The sequence below is a fragment of the Paracoccus sp. PAMC 22219 genome, from assembly GCF_000787695.1.
In the GTDB taxonomy this organism is placed as follows: domain Bacteria; phylum Pseudomonadota; class Alphaproteobacteria; order Rhodobacterales; family Rhodobacteraceae; genus Paracoccus.
In genome coordinates this window covers 1-7,500 of sequence record NZ_BBPH01000055.1, presented here as the reverse complement: position 1 = coordinate 7,500, position 7,500 = coordinate 1, and the positions used below count along the sequence as shown (strand labels likewise).

Annotated in this window: 10 protein-coding genes; 7 read left to right on the top strand and 3 right to left on the bottom strand. The window is 56.1% G+C overall.

Annotated elements, in window-relative coordinates; genetic code table 11:
- A partial coding sequence (locus TY51_RS07145) for a heavy-metal-associated domain-containing protein (protein ID WP_231558949.1) occupies window positions 1–452 on the bottom strand: 452 nt, incomplete at its 3' end.
- Window positions 453–539: 87 nt separating this feature from the next.
- Here TY51_RS07145 and TY51_RS07140 point away from each other — a divergent pair.
- On the top strand, window positions 540–977 hold the full coding sequence (locus TY51_RS07140; protein WP_042247662.1) for a helix-turn-helix domain-containing protein: 438 nt from the start codon (window positions 540–542) through the stop codon (window positions 975–977).
- Between the two features lie 654 nt (window positions 978–1,631).
- Here the strand turns inward: TY51_RS07140 and TY51_RS22540 are convergent.
- On the bottom strand, window positions 1,632–2,012 hold the full coding sequence (locus TY51_RS22540; RefSeq protein WP_081994780.1) for a hypothetical protein: 381 nt from the start codon (window positions 2,010–2,012) through the stop codon (window positions 1,632–1,634).
- 182 nt (window positions 2,013–2,194) lie between these two features.
- Between TY51_RS22540 and TY51_RS20920 the strand changes: the two genes are divergently transcribed.
- Genes TY51_RS20920 through TY51_RS07125 form a run of 3 tightly spaced genes read left to right on the top strand, consistent with a single transcriptional unit; the run spans window position 2,195 to window position 3,688 of the window.
- On the top strand, window positions 2,195–2,605 hold the full coding sequence (locus TY51_RS20920) for a M23 family metallopeptidase (RefSeq protein WP_081994778.1): 411 nt from the start codon (window positions 2,195–2,197) through the stop codon (window positions 2,603–2,605).
- Window positions 2,606–2,647: 42 nt separating this feature from the next.
- Window positions 2,648–3,115, top strand: coding sequence for a DUF411 domain-containing protein (locus TY51_RS20915; RefSeq protein ID WP_081994775.1), 468 nt, complete (start codon window positions 2,648–2,650; stop codon window positions 3,113–3,115).
- A gap of 27 nt (window positions 3,116–3,142) precedes the next feature.
- Window positions 3,143–3,688 (top strand): murein L,D-transpeptidase family protein, encoded by a 546-nt coding sequence (locus TY51_RS07125; RefSeq protein WP_042247653.1) that lies wholly within the window; start codon window positions 3,143–3,145, stop codon window positions 3,686–3,688.
- A 111-nt stretch (window positions 3,689–3,799) separates the two neighbouring features.
- Here the strand turns inward: TY51_RS07125 and TY51_RS20910 are convergent, their stop codons facing one another.
- Window positions 3,800–4,465, bottom strand: a complete 666-nt coding sequence (locus tag TY51_RS20910; RefSeq protein ID WP_231558948.1) for a L,D-transpeptidase — start codon at window positions 4,463–4,465, stop codon at window positions 3,800–3,802.
- A gap of 255 nt (window positions 4,466–4,720) precedes the next feature.
- Between TY51_RS20910 and TY51_RS20905 the strand changes: the two genes are divergently transcribed.
- From TY51_RS20905 to TY51_RS07115, 3 genes are all read left to right on the top strand, one after another.
- Window positions 4,721–5,386, top strand: coding sequence for a L,D-transpeptidase (locus TY51_RS20905; protein ID WP_081994773.1), 666 nt, complete (start codon window positions 4,721–4,723; stop codon window positions 5,384–5,386).
- Between the two features lie 571 nt (window positions 5,387–5,957).
- Window positions 5,958–6,323, top strand: a complete 366-nt coding sequence (locus TY51_RS07120; protein WP_042247649.1) for a helix-turn-helix transcriptional regulator — start codon at window positions 5,958–5,960, stop codon at window positions 6,321–6,323.
- 1 nt (window position 6,324) lies between these two features.
- A complete protein-coding gene (locus tag TY51_RS07115) occupies window positions 6,325–7,266 on the top strand; it encodes a bile acid:sodium symporter family protein (protein ID WP_042247648.1) in 942 nt (313 codons plus the stop codon).
- The last annotated feature ends 234 nt before the right edge of the window (window positions 7,267–7,500 follow it).

Here is a 7,500-nt window from a genome sequence, read left to right as displayed (position 1 = left end):
GCTGCCGCCAACAAGAGCCCGGTCAGGATGACCAGCCTGGCCTTGCCAGTCTGGTACCATGCCTTGCCGCGGTCGGCAGGGTCGTCATGGACGTGACCGGGGCTGCCATGGCCGGAGTGGTCGCCCTCGGCCACAGCGGGATGAGCGTCGTGGCTGTGGCCTTGATGACTCTCCGGCGCACTCCCCGGGATCACGAAATCCTTCTTTCCCGGCGCACGGGTCTGAATGCCGTATCCAAGCGCACGCACGGTTTTTTCGATCTTGTCCGTGTCGGTCAGGCGTTCATCAACGGTCAGGCGCAGGCGTTCGGACATGATGCCGATCTCCACATCCCTGACGCCAGGCAAGCGGGACACCGCGCCGCGCACCTTGGTCGCGCAGGAGGCGCAATCCATTCCGGACACCGTCCAGTCGCACAGGGTCATGCCGGGTTCATTCGTGATCGTCATCATTCTCTCCTCTGCAGAAAGCAGGGCCGTTGCCATCATCGATTCGGAGGTTTACTCCCTCTAGCAGCTATAGGTTCAAGGAGAATGTTCATGCTGACGATCGGAAAGCTGGGAACGTCGACAGGGGTCAAAGTTCCGACGATCCGCTACTACGAGCAAATCGGCCTGCTGCCCGAAGCCGAGCGCAGCGTCGGTAATCAGCGCCTTTATACGCATAAGGCCCATGAACGACTGGCGTTCATCCGACACGCCCGCGAGCTAGGCTTTTCCCTTGAGGCGATCCGCGACCTTCTCAGCCTGTCCGACGATCCCGATCAGCCCTGTGCCGCAGCCGACGCCATCGCCAAAGCGCAGCTTGCCGAGGTCGAAAGCCGTCTTGCCCGCCTGACGGCCCTGAAGACCGAGCTTGAGCGCATGGTGGTCCAGTGCGCGGGTGACCGGATATCCGATTGTCGGGTCATCGAGGTTTTGGGTGATCATTCGCTGTGCGTTACGAACCACCCCACGATCGACGATGCCGGTCAGTGAATAGCTGGCGATGACGGAAACGGATGCTGGGAAGTGGAAGGCCCGGATGCAGTGGGGATTAGATCTGAACACCCGGTCCCCTGACAAAACCGTGATCGTGAGGCATTTTATCTTGAACCTCTAGCTGCTTTAGGTCGCAGACACGCGCGTGTCGATGACGAGAGGCGAGAGACGGCATGAACCAACAAACGCTGCGACAATTCCGATGCTGACGGTCATTGCGGCCCTGATCGGCGGAGTGCGAGGGGTTCAGCGTGCGCGCGCCCTCGGCGGCACCCGACTGGACAGGGTTCAATATGCGGGTGGATACGCGATTGCTTTCGGCTTGGCCGGAACAATTGTCGGAGTGTGCATCGCCCGCCTTTTCGAACTGTAGACAACCTATCGATACGGCGTGGGGAGCCTGCTCCCCGATGCCAGACCTTATTGCCTGACGGGAACCCAGACCTGATGATCTTGCAAGCCTTGCTGACTGCCGGCGCGATTGCCGTCACGACATCATCGCACGCCGAAACCCCGGCCGAACTGTCTCACCTCACCGAGGCAGTTGCCCCCATGTCGCGACATGAGGTCGTTCCGGGAGACACGTTGGATTCGATATTGTCGCATGCTGGTATCGGCGCACCTCTCCGGACCGAGGCCGCACTGGCGATTTCAGATGTCTTCGATCTGTCGACCCTTAGCCCGGGGCAAATCCTCAGATGGAGTGTGTTTTCCGACGATCCCTCCCAACTTGCGCGTCTTTCGCTTCTGACCCAAGACGGAACGGACATCGTTCTGGATTTCACGAAACCTCTCGAAGCATCCTTGATCAAGACGGAGATCCTGCTTCGGGACCGCCGGGAAACTTTTATCCTGGACAGCTCTCTCTTTGAGGCGCTCGCCGCCCGCGATGCGCCCGAAAGTTTCGCAGTTGACCTTGCGGCGCTCCTGGCAGGCCAGATCGACTTTCGGGACCTTGAAGGAACCGAGCGCATCGCGTTGATGTGGAGCGAAAATATTCTGCCTGATGGAACAGTCGTGGGTGAACCGCAACTCGCCTATGCGCGGGTCGAAAAAAACACGGACATCTTCGAGCTCGTGACCGGCTCGGTCGAACAGCCCTTCATCCTGTTTCGGAATGGTGCGCAGGTCCAGCAGTCCGCGCGGCCTGTCGCGGGAGCCCGGCTGTCCTCGGTCTTCGGAAACGCCGGCACCCCGTGCTTGGCACGCAACGAATGCACACGGGGGTCGATTACGCCGCACGGACCGGAACGCCAGTCAGCGTCACCGGCTCAGGAACGGTCGTGTTTGCAGGAACCATGCGGGGATATGGTCGGACGATCGATGTCGATCATGGCGGGGGCGTCTTGACCCGCTATGCGCATCTTTCGCGTTTTGCCGCAGGGATCGCTCCAGGTGTCGAGCTGAATGCCGGGGCCAGGATCGGTGACGTGGGCGCAACCGGCCTCGTCAGTGGACCTAACCTTCATTACGAAGTTCGCATCGACGGCAAGCCAACGGATCCCATCAAGAAAACACCGGCGCCCCGAACAGCGATCGCCAGACCGACTGACCGCGTCATGCTGACAGTTGCGCGTCTCTCCACCGGGTACTTTCTTCGCGACGACATGGGAACGGAAAGCTGATGGCATTCAAACATCTTCATCGTACGGATCGAGGGGCATAAAATGATCAAACTGACACGACGCGCCGTGATGATGGCAGCCGCAGCCAGCGGTCTGCCATCTCTGTCCTGGGCTGAGAACCTTCCTGCCATCCATGTTGTGGAGGGCAGCGGCTGCGAATGCTGCAAACAGTGGACCAATTACCTGCGGGAAAACGGTTTTCAGGTCACGAGTGAAGAGCGGTTTGGCACCTTGCTGATGCAGCACAAGATTGATCTGGGCGTACCGATCGAACTGACTTCCTGTCATACCGGCAGCGTCGATGGCTACTTCCTGGAAGGACATGTCCCTGCTGACGATATCCGGCGCTTGCTCCAAGAGCGCCCTGAAGCTCTCGGCCTGACTGTTCCAGGAATGCCTTACGGAAGTCCCGGCATGGGCCCGGAAACAAAGCGCGACGCATACGATGTCCTGCTTGTTCGCCAAGACGGTACCAGTGAAGTGTTTACCCGCTATCCTGAAGCATCATAAAAAAACATCCGAGCAGGAAACAGATAGATGCCAAACTTCTCCCGGCGCCATGCCTCGCTGGCTTTGCTTGCTCTTCTCGCTGCATGTGGAAAATCAGCGCCGTCAACGACGCCGGCAAGAGGAGCGGTACCTCAGTTCAAACGGTACTCAGGGCCCCCTGTCACTCAGGTCGTGGTCAACAAGGCTGAGCGGCGGATGTTTCTGTTGAACGGGCAGACCGTTCTGAGATCGTATAACTTTGGCCTCGGCAACCAACCGCTCGGCCCAAAGCAATTCGAGGGCGACGGAAAAACGCCCGAGGGGCTATACTACATCGACCGTTTCAACCCACGGAGCCGATATCACCTATCGGTGGGCATATCCTATCCAAATGAACAGGATAAAGCTTATGCGGCTCAATTCGGTCGAAGTGCGGGCAGCGATATCATGTTCCATGGCCGCGGCCCCGAAGGCAATGTCTTCGCACCGAAGAACCGGGACTGGACCGCAGGCTGTCTGGCATTGACTGACCAGGAAATAGAAGACGTCTATGCAATGTTGCAGCCCGGAATTCCAGTTATGATCTATCCCTAGCAGCCTGATCATTGGCTAAACAGAGAGTCACAAAGCTCGTAGCGGTACTCATCGAATATCAGCTAACGGTGCCCACCCTAAATACAGAGTGAGCACCTTAGTTTTCAGGATTTAGAACACCGTGACCTGTGTGCCGATTTCAGCAACCTCAAAAAGGCGGGCAACATGCTCGTTATAAAGGCCATAACATCCAGATGACGATTTTCTCCCGATCTTCCGCGTGTCGTGCGTGCCATGAACAAGATAGGCGGGCCATGACAAGTATAGCCCGTACGCACCGAGGGGATTTTCAGGCGCGCCGCCCTCAACCCGCTGCGGCAGATTTGGGTCCTTCTCACGCATGCTGGCCGTAGGTGTCCAAGGCGGATTTTTGACTTTCCTGACAATTTCGGCCTGGCCCCGTCGCGTCAGATCTTCTGTCATCGGGATCGAGCAAGGAAATACAAAATTAACATTCTCGTCAGCCGACCAATAATACACAGCACGCGACGTGACATCCGCAAGAATGACACCCTTGCCAAGGGTCGGATAGAACTCACGCCAATGGCGCGATCTGAAGGAAGACATGTTGCGCTCTGGCGCACTGCTCGAATTGGACAGGAACGGCGCTGGCGGGTTTCCGTCAATGGGTTGTCCAGTATAGGTGTCGAAACTCTGACCCAAGGCCGTTCCGGCAGGAATAGCAATGCCGGCAGCTGTCAATCCTTGGAGAAAGGCTCGCCGAGTTCTGGAGGTGGGGTACATAAATGCTTCTGCCTCTATGATCAGGTTGCTCATCACGTTCAGTGTTATCCGAAAACCGTAGGGCGATATAGACGATCCATGTGAAGATCTCTGTGGCGTGGGATCGTCGCCACACGCACAGCATTATGATCGCAACCAAAAGGCAAGAAGCTTGAATTAATGCTGTGGAACATATTAACTGATAAGAACGGTAATAATATACTAGAAGATTTAATTTGATGGGTTGTTTGCTCGTCATATTAAATTTGATTAAGAATCAATATCGAGCGAAGCAAAGGAGCCTCATATATGCTGAGCAGACGACACTTCATACAAACGACCACAGCGCTTTTCTCGGCCTCAATTTCCAGTCCCCTTCTTGCGGCGTCTTGGCCAACAGAGCGGCAAAAGGCTGCTTGGGATGCGCAGGTCACCCCTTCCGGATATGATGCCTTCACATCGAATCCTTGGGGATTGCACCCGCGCTTTCTCCCGCAGAGAGTGCAAGCCAATAGTGGCTTAGTGCCGGGCGACATTCACGTGGATGCTGTCGCGAAATACCTCTACCATATTGAAGCTGGTGGAACGGCAATGCGCTACGGCGTGGCCATCGGCAGGGGAGATCTATATGAACCTGGTGTCTATACGATAAAGCGAAAAGTCGAATGGCCGCACTGGACCCCGACGCAGAGTATGATTGCTCGGGAACCAGAAATCTATGGCCAGTTTGAAGGGGGCGTAGAGCCAGGCCCAAGGAATGCGCTCGGCTCTCGCGCTCTTTATCTCTATGTCGGCGAGAGAGATACGTATCTGCGCATTCATGGTACCCCGTTTCCAACAAGCATTGGGACGAGTGCGAGCTCTGGCTGTGTCCGGATGGTCATGGCACATATCAATGACCTATATCCAAATGTCGAAACCGGCTCTACCGCGTTTCTCTATTCGACAGCGGAGAGCGTGACATCCCGCAGCTAAAAGAATATAGATTCTTTTATGTCCTCTAATTAACTTGAGGGCTGTGATTTCTGACATATAGGACTGCCTGCAGCGGTGGTGAGCGGAAGCAAGGTCGTTTCCACTTGCCCACGATGTTCGTACCAGTAGCAATTATCACTTGGAAGAAGTCTCGCTGTAGACACATCTTGCCCCGGCGCAGCAAGAGAGATCAACTCCGGGGGAAGCTCCTGCGGATTGCTCCCAGCCACGGTATTTACCGCTGTAGTTCCGCAACCGGCAGTGACCAAGACGGCTGCAAGTACAGCGTAGGATCCAATTTTCATATCACGCTCCAACTACTGGCTCATATTCAATTATTAATCTCCCACTAAACTTCAATAGACTCAAGTCCTTCACGGAATTTTTTGTGAGAAGTCGTATTTCATTCAGTGCTGTATCAATTATCCATTCGATAATCGATGACTATTTAAAATATTTGGGTCAGATTGGATATCTTGAAAAGAATTTCACTGGACGCATAAGCGCCTCTTGACGGCCTGTCTGGTCCAGCAGATCAACGATCAAACGATTCTTGTAGTGTTGAATTGATATGGAAGAAAAAGCTGCCCTGGCCGGATTTGCGGCCCTGTCCCACGAAATCCGCCTGCGGACCATCCGCCTTCTGGTCTTTGCAGGCGCGAAAGGCATGGCGTCTGGGGCCATTGCCGCAGCCTTGGGCGATGCCAGCCCATCGCTCGTTTCCTTCCACCTTAAAGAGCTGGAAAGCGCAGGCTTGGTCGAAAACTGGCGTGATGGGAAATCCATCATCTACAGCGCTAAATTCCCTGCGCTTTCGGATCTGGTCGCTTTTCTGATGCACGATTGCTGCGAAGGCCATTGCGCATGGTGCGACCAGGCCATCGCTCTTTTCGCCAAGTGCAGCGGACGTCCCACCAACCGAAATAGTGACACCTGACATGCGCAAGCTTCTTGGATTCGTCGAAAACAATCTGCTGTTCATGGCGGTTGCCACCACAGCTTTCGGACTTGCCGTGCCCTCTATCGGGATAGGGCTTGAGGCGGGGATCAGCCCCCTTCTGGCGCTCCTGATGTTGGTCATCAGCCTGACCTTCGACGCGGCGGCCGTTCGGATCGTTTTCCGCAAGCCGAGCCGTCAGATTTGGGCTCTGGGTCTGGTCTATGGGCCAATGTCGCTGGCAGGCTGGCTGTCCGGGCGCATCTTCTTCGGTAGCGGGCACCTGGCGGCGGGACAGACGTTGGTCGGCATGCTCCCGACTGACGTATCCGCACCCCTCCTGGTGCTGCTGGCACGCGGCAATGTCGCCTTGGCTGCTGTCCTGAATGCCGTGAACACGGCTTTGTCCCCGTTCATCATCCCATTCCTGTTTCTGTGGCTGACAGGCATCGAACTGACCGTTCCTGTTGGCGCTGTGGTTCTGGAGCTGGTGCTGATCGTCGTGGTGCCAACTGTCATCGGCGTCTGGCTGCGGACCCAGTTTCTGAAGCAGGTATCGCGGTTCGACTATGCGTGGCCTGGGCTGGGGTCCGTACTGTATCTGGTTCTGCTGCTGGCCGTGATCGGGCCGAATGCGGCGACGATACTTGGCTACGGCTGGTACGCGCTGGTGATCGCTCTGGCAGCTTTGGCACTGAACCTGATCGGCTATGCTGTCGGCATGATTGCCAAGCTGTTCGCGGAGGATCGCGCGGAGCTGATCGCCTACTTGTTCACCACCAGCAAAAAGGAATTCAGCATCGCTGCCGCATTCGTTGCAGCATCGGGTCTTCCTTCTGAAATCGCGGTGCCTGCTGCTTTCTTTGCGGTGATCCAGATGATCACGTCACCGATTGCGGCAAAGATGATGGCGTCAGAGCGTACAAGCCTGCTGGGGGTCTGAGTTAGGACCAATGATGCATAATAAAGCTTATTAAGTTATTATGTGTGTAGCCGCAAAGCTAAAATGTCGCCCATGAGCAATTCAGGAATGTCACTCTGCCCTCGACAGAACATGAGGATGAGCGGACATGGGATGGGTGATGATGAGCGAGCGCGAGTTGAACCGCGTGGAGGTTTTGGCGCAGGTCGATGATGGTCGGCTGTCTGTCGGCAGCGCGGCGAACGTGCTGGATCT